A 17,862-nucleotide genomic window follows, 5' to 3' on the forward strand; every position below is an offset into this window, starting at 1 on the left:
CAAAACAAGAATGATAGCATATACTACATCTTGTTGTTAAAAATAAATAACATTTGTACCATAGACAGTAGGTGCTCTAATATCGAGCTTAATGTCCTACCGAGGTAATACGATAGATTTTAATCAGTTGTTTAATCAACTATTGTATATCCCTCCATGTCTAGCTTGATGTGGGGGTTTTTACTTTCCGGTATAAATGTATATTCTACAGGAGGTGTAAAGATGAGTGTAATTGAACAAAAGAAACAAAAAGTACAAGATATTGCTGATAAATTCAAAGCAAGTAAATCAACAATCGTTGTTGATTACCGCGGTCTAACTGTTTCTGAAGTAACTGAACTTCGTAAACAACTTCGTGAAGCTGGCGTTGAATTTAAAGTATTCAAAAACACATTAACACGCCGCGCTGCTGAAGCTGCGGATTTGGCTGGTCTTAATGATGCTTTAACTGGTCCTAACGCAATTGCTTTCAGTACGGAAGATGTTATTGCACCAGCGAAAATTCTTAATGACTTCGCTAAGAAAAATGAAGCGCTTGAAATTAAAGCAGGTGTTATTGAAGGTAACGTTGCTTCAGTTGAAGATGTTAAAGCTCTTGCTGAACTTCCTTCACGCGAAGGTTTACTTTCTATGTTGCTTAGTGTGCTACAAGCACCAATCCGCAACCTTGCTCTTGCAACAAAAGCAGTTGCAGAACAAAAAGAAGAACAAGGTGCATAATAAAATACGTTACTGTAACGTATCTTAATAAACTTATAAAAAACAAGGAGGAAAATTATAATGTCTAAAGAACAAATCTTAGAAGCAGTTAAAGCAATGACTGTTTTAGAATTAAACGACTTAGTAAAAGCTATTGAAGAAGAATTTGGTGTAACTGCTGCAGCTCCTGTAGCTGTTGCTGGTGCTGCTGGTGGAGAAGCTGTAGCTGAACAAACTGAATTTGATGTAGTTCTTGCATCTCCTGGAGATCAAAAAATCAAAGTTATCAAAGCTGTACGTGAAATCACTGGTCTTGGTCTTAAAGAAGCAAAAGAACTTGTTGATAACACTCCTAAAGCTGTTAAAGAAGGAGTTTCTAAAGAAGAAGCTGAAGAAATCAAAGCTAAACTTGAAGAAGTTGGAGCTAACGTTGAAGTTAAGTAATGTTAGATTCAAAAAGCTCGCTTTATAAGCGGGCTTTTTTCCTCTTCAAAATAATTTGCATCAAAAATGTAATCCTCTGTGATACTTCGATTATATTCCCCAATGGAGGTGGTTGATTTGACGGAACATTATTATTCCCGTACTCAAAATGTAAGTAGTGATCCAAGCTATTGGAACTATCCTTTAAATGGAAGAAGCTTCCGCTTTAAAACTGATAATGGTGTTTTCTCTAAAAAGGAAGTGGATTTCGGATCGAAATTATTGATTGAAACATATGAAGCACCTATGGTTTCTGGTGATATTTTGGATGTTGGTTGTGGCTACGGACCAATAGGCCTTTCTATTGCGAAAGATAATAGTGATAGAAAAATCCATATGATTGATGTTAATCAAAGAGCGTTAGAACTTGCAAAAGAAAATGCTGTGCTAAACGAAGTCAATAATGTTGCTATATATGAAAGTGATAGACTCTTGCAAGTAGAACATAAAATATTTGCATCTATCGTAACAAATCCGCCGATTCGGGCAGGGAAAAATATAGTTCATGATATTTTTGAACAAAGTTTCGATCATCTGGCAGCGGGTGGAGAGCTTTGGGTTGTCATTCAAAAAAAACAAGGCGCGCCATCGGCTATTGCTAAATTAGAGCAGTTGTTTCAAGAAGTAGAAGTGAAGATAAAGAAAAAAGGTTATTTTATAATCAGAGCAAAAAAAGATTGACTAGTCGAAAACGTTGTGATAGCATTGTATAATGCCAATATATTATTTTTCTGATAAGCATTTTTTTATGCAAAAAAAGTATAAAAAAGGATTAATTCGGAAAAACTAACAAAATAATACCAGAAATATGAAAATGTGGTTTTTTTTGATTTGAAAACCCTTTTTCTTTTTGTCTTATAAATAACGCGTTAAAAGTTTTTATAGGATGATAATAGATGTACTATAACGTTTGATTTGAGGGGTGAATCAGTTGACAGGTCAACTTGTTCAGTATGGACGACACCGCCAGCGAAGAAGCTATGCACGAATTAGTGAAGTTTTAGAATTACCAAATCTAATAGAAATCCAAACCTCTTCCTATCAATGGTTTTTAGATGAGGGATTACGTGAAATGTTCCAAGATATTTCACCAATTGAGGACTTTACTGGCAACTTATTGCTTGAGTTTATTGATTATAGCTTAGGTGATCCAAAATATTCAGTAGAAGAATCAAAAGAGCGAGATGTTACATATTCAGCGCCTTTGCGTGTGAAAGTTCGTCTTGTAAATAAAGAAACAGGAGAAGTAAAGGACCAAGATGTATTCATGGGTGATTTCCCACTTATGACTGAAACAGGTACTTTCGTTATTAACGGGGCTGAACGTGTTATCGTTTCTCAGTTAGTAAGATCTCCGAGTGTATATTACAATGGCAAGTTAGACAAGAACGGCAAAAAAGGGTTTACAGCAACTGTAATTCCAAACCGTGGTGCTTGGCTAGAATATGAAACCGATGCAAAAGATGTTGTTTATGTACGTATTGACCGTACACGTAAACTTCCAGTAACGGTTCTTTTACGCGCACTAGGATTCGGCTCAGACCAAGAGATTCTTGAATTAATCGGAGACAACGAATACTTGCGCAATACATTAGAAAAAGATAATACCGAGGGCACAGAAAAAGCGTTGCTAGAAATATATGAACGCTTGCGCCCAGGTGAGCCTCCTACAGTTGAAAATGCTAAGAGTTTATTAGTTTCAAGATTTTTTGATCCTAAAAGATATGATCTTGCAAATGTAGGACGTTATAAAATTAATAAAAAGCTTCATATAAAAAATAGATTGTTTGGTCAACGTTTAGCAGAGACTCTTGTTGATCCAGAAACAGGAGAAATAATAGCAGAAAAAGGCACGCTCTTAGATCGTCGTGCATTGGATCGTATTATACCAAACTTAGAAAATAATATTGGTTTTAAAACGCTTAGCCCGTATGGCGGTGTATTAGAAGATGATGTTATTGTTCAATCTGTGAAAATTTACTCTCCTCTTGATGAAGGAGATAAAGAAATTAATGTTATTAGCAATGCGTATGTAGAAGAAGAAGTAAAAAATATTTCTCCTGCAGATATTATTGCGTCTATTAGTTATTTCTTTAACCTTCTGCATGGTGTTGGTTTAACGGATGATATCGACCATTTAGGTAACAGACGTTTACGTTCTGTAGGCGAATTGTTGCAAAATCAATTTAGAATTGGTTTATCAAGAATGGAACGTGTAGTTCGTGAAAGAATGTCTATTCAAGATACTAATACGATTACGCCGCAGCAACTTATCAATATACGTCCTGTTATTGCATCCATTAAAGAATTCTTCGGTAGTTCTCAATTATCACAGTTTATGGATCAAACCAATCCTCTTGCTGAGTTAACGCATAAGCGTCGTCTATCAGCGTTAGGACCTGGGGGATTAACAAGAGAACGTGCGGGGATGGAAGTGCGTGACGTTCACTATTCTCACTACGGTCGTATGTGTCCAATAGAAACACCTGAGGGACCAAACATTGGTCTAATCAACTCTCTTTCTTCTTTTGCTAAAGTAAATCGTTTTGGATTTATTGAAACTCCGTATCGCCGAGTTGATCCGGAGACTGGATTAGTTTCAAGCCGAATTGACTACCTAACGGCAGATGAAGAAGATAACTACGTTGTAGCCCAAGCGAATGTGCGTTTAGGAGACGATGGTGCATTTTTAGATGAGGACGTTGTTGCTCGTTTTAGAGGGGAAAATACAGTGGTACGCCGTGATCGTGTTGATTACATGGATGTATCACCTAAGCAGGTTGTATCTGCAGCGACAGCATGTATTCCTTTCTTAGAAAACGATGACTCCAACCGTGCACTAATGGGTGCAAACATGCAACGTCAAGCAGTGCCTTTAATGCAGCCAGAAGCTCCAAGAGTAGGGACTGGAATGGAGTATGTTTCAGGTAAAGACTCTGGTGCTGCGGTTATTTGTAAACATGATGGTATTGTTGAACATGTTGAAGCACGTGAAGTTTTAGTCAGAAGAGTTAAAGTGATAGATGGCCAAGAAGTAAAGGGTAATCTAGATAAATATAAAATGCTTAAATTTATCCGTTCCAACCAAGGAACTTGCTATAACCAACGTCCAATTGTGGCGGTTGGAAATAGAGTGAAAAAAGGTGAAGTTTTAGCAGATGGCCCTTCTATGGAATTAGGGGAGTTGGCATTGGGTAGGAATGTCCTTGTTGCATTTATGACATGGGATGGATATAACTATGAAGATGCTATTATCATGAGTGAGCGTCTTGTTAAAGATGATGTATACACTTCTATTCATATAGAAGAATATGAATCAGAGTCTCGTGATACAAAGCTTGGACCGGAAGAAATAACTCGTGATATTCCAAATGTCGGAGAAGATGCACTACGCAATCTTGACGATCGTGGAATCATCCGAATTGGAGCAGAAGTAAAAGACGGAGATCTTCTAGTTGGTAAAGTAACTCCAAAAGGGGTAACGGAACTAACAGCTGAAGAACGCTTACTTCATGCTATATTTGGTGAAAAAGCTCGTGAAGTACGTGACACTAGTTTGCGTGTTCCACATGGCGGCGGCGGAATTGTTCATGATGTAAAAGTATTTAATCGTGAAGATGGAGATGAATTGCCACCGGGTGTTAACCAGCTTGTTCGTGCATATATTGTTCAAAAGCGTAAAATCCATGAGGGAGATAAAATGGCGGGACGCCATGGTAATAAAGGGGTTATTTCTCGTCTATTACCAGAAGAAGATATGCCGTATCTTCCAGATGGAACACCAGTAGATATCATGTTAAATCCTTTAGGGGTACCTTCACGTATGAATATCGGACAGGTACTTGAACTACATCTTGGGATGGCTGCAAGAAGTCTAAATATCCATGTTGCTTCACCAGTATTCGATGGAGCAAGGGAAGAAGATGTATGGGAAACAATTCGCGAAGCTGGAATGGCCCAAGATGCTAAAACTGTTTTATATGATGGACGTTCTGGAGAACCATTTGATAACCGTGTTTCCGTTGGAGTTATGTATATGATCAAACTTGCTCACATGGTTGATGATAAACTTCATGCTCGTTCTACTGGACCTTACTCTCTTGTAACGCAGCAACCACTGGGCGGTAAAGCGCAGTTTGGTGGACAACGTTTTGGAGAGATGGAAGTTTGGGCACTTGAAGCTTATGGGGCAGCTTATACTTTACAAGAAATTCTAACTGTTAAATCGGACGATGTTGTTGGTCGTGTAAAAACATATGAAGCAATTGTTAAAGGTGAAAATGTTCCAGAACCTGGAGTCCCAGAATCTTTCCGTGTATTAATGAAAGAACTGCAAAGTTTAGGCTTGGATGTTAAAATTCTTTCAAGTACTGAAGAAGAAATTGAGATGAGAGATACAGATGATGATGATATTCAACAAGCTGAATCTCTCACTATAGCACCTGATACACAAGAGCCTGAGTCAGAAAAAGTAGGCGTACAAGAGTAATTTTAAGCATTTAGATGAAGGCTGACACTAAAGAAAAGGGTCAGCCTTCATTAAAGTATATATACTTAATCTTTTATTATGTGGCAATTTTTTGGAATGCCTCAAGATCAAAAGGGAGGTAGGACCCTTGTTGGATGTAAACAATTTTGAATTTATGAAAATAGGTCTTGCTTCACCAGACAAGATTCGTTCATGGTCATACGGTGAAGTAAAAAAACCAGAAACTATTAATTATCGGACATTAAAACCGGAAAAAGACGGCTTGTTTTGCGAGCGTATTTTTGGTCCTACAAAAGACTGGGAATGTCATTGTGGAAAATATAAACGTGTTCGCTACAAAGGTGTTGTCTGTGATCGATGTGGTGTTGAAGTAACTCGTGCAAAAGTCCGCCGTGAACGTATGGGACATATTGAATTAGCAGCACCTGTATCACATATATGGTATTTTAAAGGGATTCCTAGCCGTATGGGGCTTGTTCTAGATATGTCTCCACGTGCGTTAGAAGAAGTTATTTATTTTGCCTCATATGTTGTTACTGATCCTGGTGATACTGCATTAGAAAAGAAACAACTTCTATCTGAAAAGGAATATAGAGCATATCGAGATAAATATGGTTCTAAATTTCAAGCTTCCATGGGAGCTGAGTCAATTAAAAAACTATTGTCAGATATTGATCTAAATAAAGATGTAGAAGGATTAAAAGAAGAATTAAAAACAGCGCAAGGACAAAGACGTACTCGTGCAATTAAACGCTTAGAAGTATTAGAAGCGTTTCGTGGATCAGGCAATGAGCCCTCTTGGATGATTTTGGATGTACTACCTGTCATTCCTCCAGAATTGCGTCCGATGGTTCAATTAGACGGGGGCCGTTTTGCCACTTCTGATTTGAATGATTTATACCGCCGTGTCATTAATCGTAATAATCGTTTAAAAAGATTATTAGATTTAGGTGCACCAAGTATTATCGTGCAAAACGAAAAACGTATGCTTCAAGAAGCTGTAGATGCACTGATTGATAATGGTCGTCGTGGTCGTCCAGTAACAGGACCAGGAAACAGACCTTTAAAATCATTATCTCATATGCTTAAAGGGAAGCAAGGGCGTTTCCGTCAAAACTTACTAGGAAAACGTGTTGACTATTCTGGCCGTTCGGTAATTGTAGTAGGACCAAACTTAAAGATGTATCAATGCGGATTACCAAGAGAAATGGCTTTAGAGTTATTTAAACCTTTTGTAATGAAAGAGTTGGTTGAAAAAGGTTTAGCTCATAATATTAAATCTGCTAAGCGTAAAATTGAAAGAGTACAACCGGAAGTTTGGGATGTATTAGAAGAAGTTATTAGAGAACACCCGGTATTGCTTAACCGTGCACCTACTCTTCATAGATTGGGAATTCAAGCGTTTGAACCAACATTAGTTGAAGGGCGTGCAATACGTCTACATCCACTAGTATGTACTGCATACAATGCAGATTTTGATGGTGACCAAATGGCTGTTCACGTTCCTTTATCTTCAGAGGCGCAAGCAGAAGCAAGACTTCTAATGCTAGCAGCACAAAATATCCTTAACCCTAAAGATGGTAAACCAGTAGTTACACCTTCACAGGATATGGTATTAGGTAACTATTACTTAACTTTAGAAAGAGAAAATGCTGTTGGTGAAGGAATGGTGTTTAATGACACTAGCGAAGCAATATTAGCATATCAAAATGGGTATGTTCATTTACACACTCGTGTAGCTGTTCGCGCAAGTTCGTTAAATAATGAGACGTTTACAGAAGAGCAAAATAAACAATTGCTTATTACGACAGTTGGTAAGTTAATCTTTAATGAAATCTTGCCTAAATCTTTCCCTTACATTAATGAACCTACAAAGGCTAATCTGGAAGAGAAAACACCAGAAAGATTCTTTGTTAAGCAAGGCACAGATATACCTGCAGTTATAAAAGAAATGTCAATAATTGATCCGTTTAAAAAGCAAATTTTAGGTAACGTTATTGCTGAGGTATTTAAACGATTTAAAATTACTGAAACATCCAAAATGCTAGACAGAATGAAGGATCTAGGTTTTAGACACTCAACAAAAGCTGGTATCACTGTTGGTGTTGCGGATATCGTAGTATTAGGTGAAAAACGAGAAATTATTGATGAAGCACAAAAGAAAGTTGATAACGTATTAAAGCAATTTAGACGCGGATTAATTACCGAAGAAGAACGTTATGATAGAGTTATTTCTATTTGGAGTGCTGCTAAAGATGTGATTCAAGCTAAACTGATGAAATCACTCGATAAAAGAAATCCAATCTTTATGATGAGTGACTCTGGGGCCCGTGGTAACGCTTCTAACTTTACGCAGCTTGCTGGTATGCGCGGTCTGATGGCCAACCCGGCTGGTAGAATTATCGAATTGCCAATCATTTCAAGTTTCCGTGAAGGATTAACAGTATTAGAGTACTTTATCTCTACGCATGGAGCTCGTAAAGGTCTTGCTGATACAGCACTAAAAACAGCTGATTCTGGTTACTTAACTCGTCGCCTTGTAGATGTTGCGCAAGACGTTATCATTCGTGAAGATGATTGTGGAACGGATAGAGGTTTATTAGTTGCAGCGCTTAAAGAAGGAACAGAAATTATTGAACCTTTAGATGAGCGTTTACTCGGTCGTTATGCTAGAAGAGCAATTAGACATCCAGAAACTCAAGCAGTAATAGTTCCTGAAAATGGATTGATAACGGAAGATCTTACTGTGGAAGTGATAGAAGCTAATATCGAAGAAGTGTGGATTCGTTCTGCTTTCACATGTAACACACGTCATGGAGTTTGTAAAAAATGTTATGGTCGAAACTTGGCAACAGGTCAAGAAGTCGAAGTAGGGGAAGCTGTCGGAATTATCGCGGCTCAATCTATTGGTGAACCAGGTACACAGTTAACAATGCGTACTTTCCATACAGGTGGGGTTGCTGGAGATGATATTACACAAGGTTTACCTCGTATTCAGGAGATTTTTGAAGCCCGAAATCCAAAAGGGCAAGCCGTTATTACTGAAATGGCAGGGGTTGTAGTAGGCATTAACGAAGGTAGAGACCGTCAACATGAGATTGTTGTTCAAGCTGAATTAGAAACTAGAACATACATGGCTCCATATACAGCACGCCTAAAGGTTGCTATTGATGATGTAGTAGAACAGGGTCAAGAGTTAACGGAAGGTTCAATTGATCCTAAAGAATTAATAAAAGTGAAGAGTGTAACTGCAGTTCAAGAATATCTTCTTCGCGAAGTGCAAAAAGTATATCGTATGCAGGGTGTTGAAATTGGTGACAAACACGTTGAAGTTATGGTCCGCCAAATGCTTCGTAAAGTTCGTGTAGTAGACGCTGGTGAGACAGATGTATTACCAGGTACATTACTTGATATCCACCAATTCACTGATGCAAATGCAAAAGCACTAAAAGCAGGGAGATTGCCGGCAACTGGAAGACCTGTATTATTAGGTATTACAAAAGCTTCTCTTGAAACTGATTCATTCTTATCGGCAGCATCATTCCAAGAAACAACGAGAGTTCTAACTGATGCAGCGATCAAGGGTAAACGTGACGAATTGCTAGGATTAAAAGAGAATGTTATCATAGGTAAACTTGTACCAGCAGGAACAGGTATGCCGAGATATCGTCATGCAGAGCCTATAACAGTAGATGAATTGTCAGAGGAATCAGTAACGGTAGAATAGCAATAAATGAATACTGAATCTATCTCTAATCCATTTTTGGGATTAGAGATAGATTCGTAAATATAAAAAAGTTTTTGTGAAAGTATTTGACATTAATATTTTAAGATGTTACTATATCAAAGGTGCTACTATTCACCTGTTGCTTTGGAGGATATAACATGTCTTATGATAAAGTAATACAGGCTAATAATTTTGTAGTAGGAACAAAGCAAACAGTCAAAGCGTTAAAATCGGGTAGCGTAACGGAAATAATAGTTGCAAAAGATGCAGATCCAGTTATAATTGGAAAGGTAATTGAAGCAGCTAGAGAAGTTAATGTACCTTTTATACTTGTTGAATCCATGAGGAAGCTTGGCCAATCATGTGGAATAGAAGTAGGCGCAGCAACTGTTGCCATAATTAATTAAATTGTTTTTATGGAATTAACCATAAAAACTTTGTTTTTGCCCTAATATGAACCACCTGGATGTGTGGGCTTTAAACATAAAAGAAGGGAGGAAAAAGAAATGCCTACAATTAACCAATTAGTACGCAAACCTCGTCGTTCTGAAAAAGAAAAGTCGAAGTCACCTGCGTTAAACAAAGGTTATAACAGCTTCAAAAAAACACAAACAGACGTATCTTCACCTCAAAAACGTGGTGTATGTACTCGTGTTGGTACAATGACTCCAAAAAAACCAAACTCAGCGTTACGTAAATATGCTCGTGTACGTTTGACGAATGGAATTGAGGTTACTGCATACATTCCTGGTATTGGACATAACTTGCAAGAACATAGTGTTGTTCTAATCCGTGGAGGACGTGTAAAAGACTTACCAGGAGTACGTTATCACATTGTTCGTGGTGCACTTGATACAGCTGGTGTTAACAACCGTATGCAAGGTCGTTCAAAATACGGTACAAAAAGACCAAAAGCAGCAAAAAAATAAAAATAAATTAACAGCATGATTGAAAGGAGGAAATCAAATGCCACGTAAAGGTCCTGTAGCAAAAAGAGACGTTTTACCAGATCCAATTTATAATTCTAAACTTGTTTCACGTTTAATTAATAAAATGATGATCGATGGCAAGAGAGGTAAATCTCAAGCTATCTTATATTCAGCTTTTGAAATCGTTGCAGAACGTTCTGGAAAGGATGCTATCGAAATTTTCGATCAAGCATTAAAGAACATTATGCCAGTTCTAGAAGTTAAAGCTCGCCGTGTTGGTGGTTCTAACTATCAAGTTCCAGTGGAGGTTCGTCCAGATAGACGTACTACACTTGGTCTACGTTGGTTAGTTAACTATTCTCGTCTTCGTGGAGAAAAAACTATGGAAGAAAGATTAGCTAACGAAATCCTAGATGCAGCTAACAATACTGGTGCATCTGTGAAAAAACGTGAAGATACTCATAAAATGGCTGAAGCGAACAAAGCGTTTGCTCACTACCGTTGGTAGGATTAGCTATCTAATAAAAATACTTTCTTATGGAAGGAGAAATACCAAATGGCTAGAGAGTTCTCCTTGGAAAACACTCGTAATATCGGTATCATGGCACATATTGATGCAGGTAAAACGACTACAACTGAGCGTGTACTTTACTACACTGGTCGTATCCACAAAATTGGTGAAACTCATGAAGGTGCATCACAAATGGACTGGATGGAGCAAGAACAAGAGCGTGGTATTACGATCACATCAGCTGCAACGACTGCACAATGGAAAGGTAACCGTGTAAACATCATCGATACCCCAGGACACGTAGACTTCACAGTTGAAGTTGAACGTTCATTGCGTGTACTTGATGGTGCTGTAGCTGTACTTGATGCACAATCTGGTGTTGAGCCACAAACAGAAACTGTTTGGCGTCAAGCGACAACTTACGGTGTACCTCGTGTAGTATTTGTTAATAAAATGGATAAAATAGGAGCAGATTTCCTTTATTCATTAGGTACGTTACATGACCGTCTACAAGCTAATGCTCATGCAATTCAACTTCCTATTGGTGCTGAAGATCAATTTGAAGGAATCATCGATTTAGTTGAAATGAAAGCAACTTTCTACGGAAATGACCTTGGAACAGATATTCAAGAACGTGAAATTCCAGAAGAGTATCAAGATCTTGCAGATGAATACCGCGAGAAGTTAGTAGAAGCAGTAGCAGAGCTTGATGAAGACTTAATGGAAAAATATCTTGGTGGTGAAGAAATCACTACTGATGAATTAAAAGCTGCTATCCGTAAAGGTACAGTGAATGTTGAATTCTATCCAGTTATCTGTGGTTCTGCATTTAAAAACAAAGGTGTTCAATTAATGTTAGATGCTGTTATTGATTACTTGCCATCTCCATTAGATGTACCATCTATTAAAGGTACTGTTCCTGATTCAGATGAAGAAATAACAAGACCATCTAGTGATGAAGAACCATTTGCTGCACTTGCATTTAAAGTTATGACAGACCCTTATGTTGGTAAATTAACATTCTTCCGTGTATATTCTGGTACGTTAAGTTCAGGTTCTTACGTGCAAAACTCTACTAAAGGTAAGCGTGAGCGTGTAGGGCGTATTCTACAAATGCATGCAAACAGCCGTGAAGAGATTTCAGAAGTACATGCGGGGGATATCGCTGCAGCAGTAGGTTTAAAAGATACTACAACTGGAGATACTCTATGCGATGACAAAAATCTAGTTATACTAGAATCTATGGACTTCCCTGAGCCGGTTATTGAGTTATCTATTGAACCTAAATCTAAAGCTGACCAAGATAAAATGACTACTGCTCTTCAAAAATTACAAGAAGAAGATCCAACATTCCGTGCACATACTAACCAAGAAACTGGCCAAGTAATTATTGCAGGTATGGGTGAGCTTCACTTAGACATTTTAGTAGACCGCATGCGTCGTGAATTTAAGGTTGAGGCTAATGTTGGTGCGCCACAGGTTGCTTACCGTGAAACATTCCGTTCTTCTGCATCAGTAGAAGGTAAGTTCTCACGTCAATCTGGTGGACGTGGTCAGTATGGTCATGTTTGGATTGAATTCTCACCAAACGAAGAAGGTAAAGGTTTTGAATTTGAAAATGGTATCGTAGGTGGGGTTGTTCCTCGTGAATATATCGCTCCTGTTCAAGCTGGACTTGAAGATGCATTGAACAGAGGAGTACTTGCTGGTTACCCTCTTGTTGACATCAAAGCTAAATTATTTGATGGATCATACCATGATGTTGATTCATCTGAAATGGCGTTTAAAATTGCTGCTTCTATGGCACTAAAAAATGCTGCTTCAAAATGTAGTCCTGTAATCCTTGAACCTGTTATGAAAGTAGAAGTTATCATTCCTGAAGAATACATGGGTGATATCATGGGTAACATCACTTCTCGTCGTGGACGTGTAGAAGGTATGGAAGCTCGTGGTAATGCTCAAGTTGTTCGTGCGATGGTTCCACTTTCAGAAATGTTTGGATATGCAACTACTTTACGTTCAAGTACTCAAGGTCGTGGAGTATTCTCTATGACGTTTGATCACTACGAAGAAGTACCAAAATCAATCTCTGAAGAGATCATCAAAAAAAATAAAGGGTAATTGTTGATTTTACCTTTTTAATCGAGTATAACTTACTATGTAGGCTTAAAAGCTGTGATATATAATCACAGCTCCAAATACTTAATTTTTTCAAATAAAAGGAGGATTTTCCTAATGGCAAAAGCTAAATACGATCGTTCAAAGCCACACGTAAATATTGGAACAATTGGTCACGTTGACCATGGTAAAACTACTTTAACAGCTGCTATCACAACTGTACTTGCTAAAGCAGGTGGAGCTGAAGCTCGCGGTTATGATCAAATCGACGCTGCTCCAGAAGAGCGTGAGCGTGGAATCACTATCTCAACTGCACACGTTGAGTATGAAACTGAAACTCGTCACTATGCACACGTTGACTGCCCAGGACATGCTGACTATGTTAAAAACATGATCACTGGTGCTGCTCAAATGGACGGCGGTATCCTAGTTGTTTCTGCAACTGATGGTCCAATGCCACAAACTCGTGAGCACATTCTTTTATCACGTCAAGTTGGTGTACCTCACTTAGTTGTTTTCTTAAACAAATGTGATATGGTAGACGACGAAGAATTATTAGAATTAGTAGAAATGGAAGTTCGTGACCTTCTTTCTGAATATGAGTTCCCTGGTGACGATATTCCTGTAATCAAAGGTTCTGCTCTTAAAGCTCTAGAAGGCGAAGCAGAATGGGAAGAAAAAATCACTGAACTTATGGCTGCGGTAGATGAGTATATCCCAACTCCAGCACGTGACACTGAAAAACCTTTCATGATGCCTGTTGAGGATGTTTTCTCAATCACTGGACGTGGAACAGTTGCTACAGGACGCGTTGAGCGTGGACAAGTTAAAGTTGGTGACGTTATAGACATCATCGGTTTAGCTGAAGAGAAAAAATCAACTACTGTAACTGGTGTTGAAATGTTCCGTAAATTACTTGACTATGCTGAAGCTGGTGACAACATTGGTGCACTTCTTCGTGGGGTTGCTCGTGAAGATATCCAACGTGGACAAGTATTAGCTAAACCAGGTACTATCACTCCACACGTAAAATTCAAAGCTGAAGTTTACGTATTATCAAAAGAAGAAGGTGGACGTCATACTCCATTCTTCACAAACTACCGTCCTCAGTTCTACTTCCGTACAACTGATGTAACTGGTATTTGTAACCTTCCAGAAGGCGTTGAAATGGTAATGCCTGGAGATAACATCGAAATGGACGTTGAACTTATTTCTTCAATCGCTATTGAAGAAGGTACAAAGTTCTCTATCCGTGAAGGTGGACGTACTGTAGGCGCTGGAGTAGTTGCTACAATCGTTGAGTAATAATAATGCTTGAAAAAGAACAGGCCAATTACTGGTCTGTTCTTTTTTTTGTTTTCAATAAAGTAGAATAAGAGTGCTTCATAACAGATTATAAAACTTGTTGTAACTTATATTTTTTTACCAGTATTTGAGATGTTGTAGTTATGATGAAAGAGCATTAATATAAGAAGAGTAATTAATAAATAAGCATTTCTATTTTAAAACATTGATAAGTGAAGTAAATTTTTTGATTATTACTTAACGACTTGTAATCCTGATATAATGTATGTATAATAATTTGAGTGTACAAAAACAACTTAAAAGAAAAATAATAAAAGTGTTGCTTTTCTTATAATGTTTATGTATAATAGACAATGTTGGTCTTTGACTGCGATGATGTGGAAGGTTGCTGACACACCCGGCCGCTTTGCCATGGCGAGTGTGTGGGAAATTTCCGCGGAGAATGTCTATTTTAAAATAGGCGAAAAGGAGGGAAAATAATGGCAAAACAAAAAATTCGTATCCGTTTAAAAGCGTATGATCATAGAATTCTTGATCAATCTGCTGAGAAAATTGTTGAAACTGCAAAACGTTCTGGTGCAGCTGTTTCTGGTCCGATTCCATTACCGACAGAGAAATCAATTTACACTATCTTACGTGCAGTTCATAAATATAAAGATTCTCGTGAACAATTTGAAATGCGTACGCATAAACGTCTAATCGATATCGTTAATCCAACTCCACAAACAGTTGATTCATTAATGCGTTTAGACTTACCATCAGGTGTAGATATTGAAATTAAATTATAATTTTTAATAAATATTAAGATTATCAGGAGGTGTGACTGAAATGACCAAAGGAATCTTAGGAAGAAAAGTAGGTATGACTCAAGTTTTTGCTGAAAATGGTAACTTGATACCAGTAACAGTAGTTGAAGCTGCTCAAAACGTAGTTCTTCAAAAGAAATCTGTTGAAACAGACGGTTATGAAGCTGTTCAAATCGGTTTTGAAGATAAACGTGAAAAGTTGGCTAACAAACCTGAAAAAGGACATGTTGCAAAAGCAAACACTGCTCCTAAGCGCTTCGTTCGTGAATTGAGAGAGGTAAGCTTAGAAGAGTATGAAGTTGGTCAAGAAGTCAAAGTAAATGTATTCGCTGAAGGCGATATTGTAGATGTAACAGGAATCTCTAAAGGTAAAGGTTTCCAAGGTTCAATTAAACGCCATGGACAATCTCGTGGACCAATGGCCCATGGATCTCGTTATCATCGTCGCCCAGGTTCAATGGGACCTGTAGCACCAAACCGCGTATTCAAAGGTAAAGCATTACCGGGACGCATGGGTGGAGAACAAGTTACTGTTCAAAACTTAGAAATCGTAAAAGTAGATGTAGAACGTAACCTTCTATTAATTAAAGGGAATGTTCCTGGATCTAAAAAAGCATTATTAAAAATTAAAACTGCTGTTAAGGCGAAGTAATTAATCTAGAAAGGAGGAAATAAGAATGCCTAAAGTTGCATTATTCAACCAAGACGGTACTCAAGCTGGAGATATCGAATTAAAAGAAACAGTATTCGGTATTGAGCCTAACAACCACGTTCTATTTGAAGCAGTTGTTATGCAAAGAGCTTCTTTGCGTCAAGGAACACATAAAACTAAAATTCGTTCTGAGGTTGCTGGTGGTGGACGTAAGCCATGGCGCCAAAAAGGTACAGGACGTGCTCGTCAGGGATCTATCAGATCTCCACAATGGCGTGGTGGTGGAACAGTTTTCGGACCGGTTCCTCGCAGCTACAGCTATAAACTTCCTAAAAAAGTTCGTAGATTAGCAATCAAATCTGCATTATCTTCTAAAGTATTAGAAGAAAATATCTTAGTAATTGAAAGCCTTGCTTTCGAAGCACCTAAAACAAAAGATTTCAAAGGGTTCTTAGGAAATCTATCTGTTGAGAAAAAAGCATTAATCGTTACTGCTGACTTAGATGAAAACGTAGCATTATCTGCTCGTAACATCCCAGGTGTAACAGTTATTACTGCTTCTGGCATCACAGTTTTAGATGTTTTAAATCATGATAAATTAATCATGACGAAAGCAGCGGTTGAAAAAGTAGAGGAGGTGCTTGCATAATGGATGCACGCGAAACGATTAAGCGCCCCGTTATCACTGAACGTTCTACTGATTTAATGGCTGACAAAAAATATACGTTTGAAGTTGATGTAAGAGCGAATAAAACTCAAGTTAAAGATGCTGTAGAAGAAATCTTTGGCGTTAAAGTTGAAAAAGTTAACATCATGAACTACAAAGGTAAGTTCAAACGTGTAGGACGTTTCGGAGGATACACAAACAAACGTCGTAAAGCAATTGTTAAATTAACTGCTGAAAGCAAAGAAATTGAATTCTTTGAAGCATAAAATATAGAAAAAAGAGGAGGGAACAGATATGGCGATTAAGAAGTATAAACCTACCTCCAACGGTCGACGCAACATGACTTCTTCTGACTTTAGTGAGATCACTACAAGTACACCAGAAAAATCATTGCTTGCTCCTTTAACACGTAAAGGTGGCCGTAATAACCAAGGTAAGTTAACAGTTCGTCATCAAGGTGGAGGTCATAAACGTCAATATCGTATCATCGATTTTAAACGTGATAAAGATGGCATTCCAGGACGCGTTGCTACAATCGAGTATGATCCAAACAGATCTGCAAACATCGCGTTAATTAATTATGTAGACGGAGAAAAACGCTACATTCTTGCACCAAAAAATCTAGAAGTTGGCTTAGAAGTTATGTCAGGACCTGAGGCTGATATTAAACCAGGTAATGCACTTCCTTTAGCAAACATTCCAGTAGGTACAGTTATCCATAATATCGAGTTAAAACCAGGAAAAGGCGGACAATTAGTTCGTTCTGCAGGTACATCTGCACAGGTACTTGGTAAAGAGGGCAAATATGTACTTGTACGTTTAAACTCTGGTGAAGTTCGTTTAATTCTTGCAACTTGCCGTGCTTCTATCGGTCAAGTAGGTAATGAACAACATGAACTTATCAACATCGGTAAAGCTGGTCGTTCTCGTTGGTTAGGTAAACGCCCAACAGTTCGTGGTTCTGTAATGAACCCTAATGACCATCCACACGGTGGTGGTGAGGGACGTTCACCTATCGGACGTAAATCACCAATGTCTCCATGGGGTAAACCAACTCTTGGATACAAAACTCGTAGCAAGAAAAACAAATCAGATAAATTCATTGTACGTAGCCGTAAAAAATAACGGGGTTGAACTACGGTTCATCGTAAGAACCGTAGAACAATCACGAAGGGAGGTTCAATCATGGGTCGTAGCTTAAAAAAAGGACCTTTTGTTGATGATCATTTATTATCAAAGATCGAGAAGTTAAGCGAAACGGAAAAAAGACAGGTTGTTAAAACTTGGTCTCGCCGTTCTACAATCTTCCCACAATTCATCGGTCAAACAATCGCTGTTTATGATGGTCGCAAACATGTACCGGTTTATGTCACTGAAGATATGGTAGGTCACAAACTTGGAGAATTTGCTCCAACACGTACTTATAAAGGTCATGCAAGTGACGATAAGAAAACAAGACGTTAATGAGAGGAGGGC

General features: G+C 38.1%; 16 protein-coding genes and 1 other annotated feature. All 16 genes read left to right on the forward strand.

All coding sequences use genetic code 11. From position 1 onward, the window contains the following. Positions 1-40: 40 nt before the first annotated feature. Positions 41-192, forward strand: a sequence feature (ribosomal protein L10 leader region). 30 nt (positions 193-222) lie between these two features. The 16 genes from rplJ (at position 223) to rpsS (ending at position 17,850) form a co-directional block, all read left to right on the forward strand. Continuing rightward, positions 223-720, forward strand: coding sequence for a 50S ribosomal protein L10 (gene rplJ / locus CWS01_RS06055; RefSeq protein ID WP_101176302.1), 498 nt, complete (start codon positions 223-225; stop codon positions 718-720). Positions 721-780: 60 nt separating this feature from the next. Beyond that, complete coding sequence (gene rplL / locus CWS01_RS06060; RefSeq protein WP_101176303.1) at positions 781-1,143, forward strand: 50S ribosomal protein L7/L12; 363 nt, start codon at positions 781-783, stop codon at positions 1,141-1,143. A gap of 117 nt (positions 1,144-1,260) precedes the next feature. Next, on the forward strand, positions 1,261-1,863 hold the full coding sequence (locus CWS01_RS06065; RefSeq protein WP_101176304.1) for a class I SAM-dependent methyltransferase: 603 nt from the start codon (positions 1,261-1,263) through the stop codon (positions 1,861-1,863). 250 nt (positions 1,864-2,113) lie between these two features. After that, positions 2,114-5,671 (forward strand): DNA-directed RNA polymerase subunit beta, encoded by a 3,558-nt coding sequence (gene rpoB, locus CWS01_RS06070; protein ID WP_101176305.1) that lies wholly within the window; start codon positions 2,114-2,116, stop codon positions 5,669-5,671. Positions 5,672-5,798: 127 nt separating this feature from the next. Further along, on the forward strand, positions 5,799-9,398 hold the full coding sequence (rpoC, locus tag CWS01_RS06075) for a DNA-directed RNA polymerase subunit beta' (RefSeq protein WP_101176306.1): 3,600 nt from the start codon (positions 5,799-5,801) through the stop codon (positions 9,396-9,398). Between the two features lie 158 nt (positions 9,399-9,556). Next, positions 9,557-9,805: a 50S ribosomal protein L7ae-like protein gene (locus tag CWS01_RS06080; RefSeq protein ID WP_101176307.1), complete on the forward strand. Its 249-nt coding sequence runs from the start codon at positions 9,557-9,559 to the stop codon at positions 9,803-9,805. Positions 9,806-9,904: 99 nt separating this feature from the next. After that, the gene (rpsL, locus tag CWS01_RS06085; RefSeq protein WP_101176308.1) at positions 9,905-10,327 is read left to right on the forward strand and encodes a 30S ribosomal protein S12; all 423 of its coding nucleotides are present in this window, start codon (positions 9,905-9,907) and stop codon (positions 10,325-10,327) included. Positions 10,328-10,364: 37 nt separating this feature from the next. Continuing rightward, positions 10,365-10,835, forward strand: a complete 471-nt coding sequence (gene rpsG / locus CWS01_RS06090) for a 30S ribosomal protein S7 (RefSeq protein WP_101176309.1) — start codon at positions 10,365-10,367, stop codon at positions 10,833-10,835. A gap of 48 nt (positions 10,836-10,883) precedes the next feature. Then, positions 10,884-12,959, forward strand: a complete 2,076-nt coding sequence (gene fusA / locus CWS01_RS06095; RefSeq protein WP_101176310.1) for an elongation factor G — start codon at positions 10,884-10,886, stop codon at positions 12,957-12,959. Between the two features lie 114 nt (positions 12,960-13,073). Beyond that, entirely contained in the window at positions 13,074-14,261 is a 1,188-nt protein-coding gene (tuf, locus tag CWS01_RS06100) for an elongation factor Tu (RefSeq protein ID WP_101176311.1), read from the forward strand. Positions 14,262-14,740: 479 nt separating this feature from the next. Further along, a complete protein-coding gene (gene rpsJ / locus CWS01_RS06105; RefSeq protein ID WP_009336571.1) occupies positions 14,741-15,049 on the forward strand; it encodes a 30S ribosomal protein S10 in 309 nt (102 codons plus the stop codon). Between the two features lie 40 nt (positions 15,050-15,089). Next, on the forward strand, positions 15,090-15,719 hold the full coding sequence (gene rplC, locus CWS01_RS06110) for a 50S ribosomal protein L3 (RefSeq protein ID WP_101176312.1): 630 nt from the start codon (positions 15,090-15,092) through the stop codon (positions 15,717-15,719). A 25-nt stretch (positions 15,720-15,744) separates the two neighbouring features. Further along, positions 15,745-16,368, forward strand: coding sequence for a 50S ribosomal protein L4 (rplD, locus tag CWS01_RS06115; RefSeq protein ID WP_101176313.1), 624 nt, complete (start codon positions 15,745-15,747; stop codon positions 16,366-16,368). Then, complete coding sequence (gene rplW, locus CWS01_RS06120; RefSeq protein ID WP_101176314.1) at positions 16,368-16,652, forward strand: 50S ribosomal protein L23; 285 nt, start codon at positions 16,368-16,370, stop codon at positions 16,650-16,652. Before rplD ends, rplW begins: the two co-directional genes overlap by 1 nt. Positions 16,653-16,680: 28 nt before the next feature. Continuing rightward, the gene (gene rplB / locus CWS01_RS06125; protein ID WP_101176315.1) at positions 16,681-17,511 is read left to right on the forward strand and encodes a 50S ribosomal protein L2; all 831 of its coding nucleotides are present in this window, start codon (positions 16,681-16,683) and stop codon (positions 17,509-17,511) included. Positions 17,512-17,571: 60 nt separating this feature from the next. Further along, entirely contained in the window at positions 17,572-17,850 is a 279-nt protein-coding gene (rpsS, locus tag CWS01_RS06130; protein WP_101176316.1) for a 30S ribosomal protein S19, read from the forward strand. The last annotated feature ends 12 nt before the right edge of the window (positions 17,851-17,862 follow it).

It is taken from the genome of Niallia nealsonii (assembly GCF_002835805.1).
GTDB classification, from domain to species: Bacteria; Bacillota; Bacilli; order Bacillales; family Cytobacillaceae; genus Niallia; species Niallia nealsonii.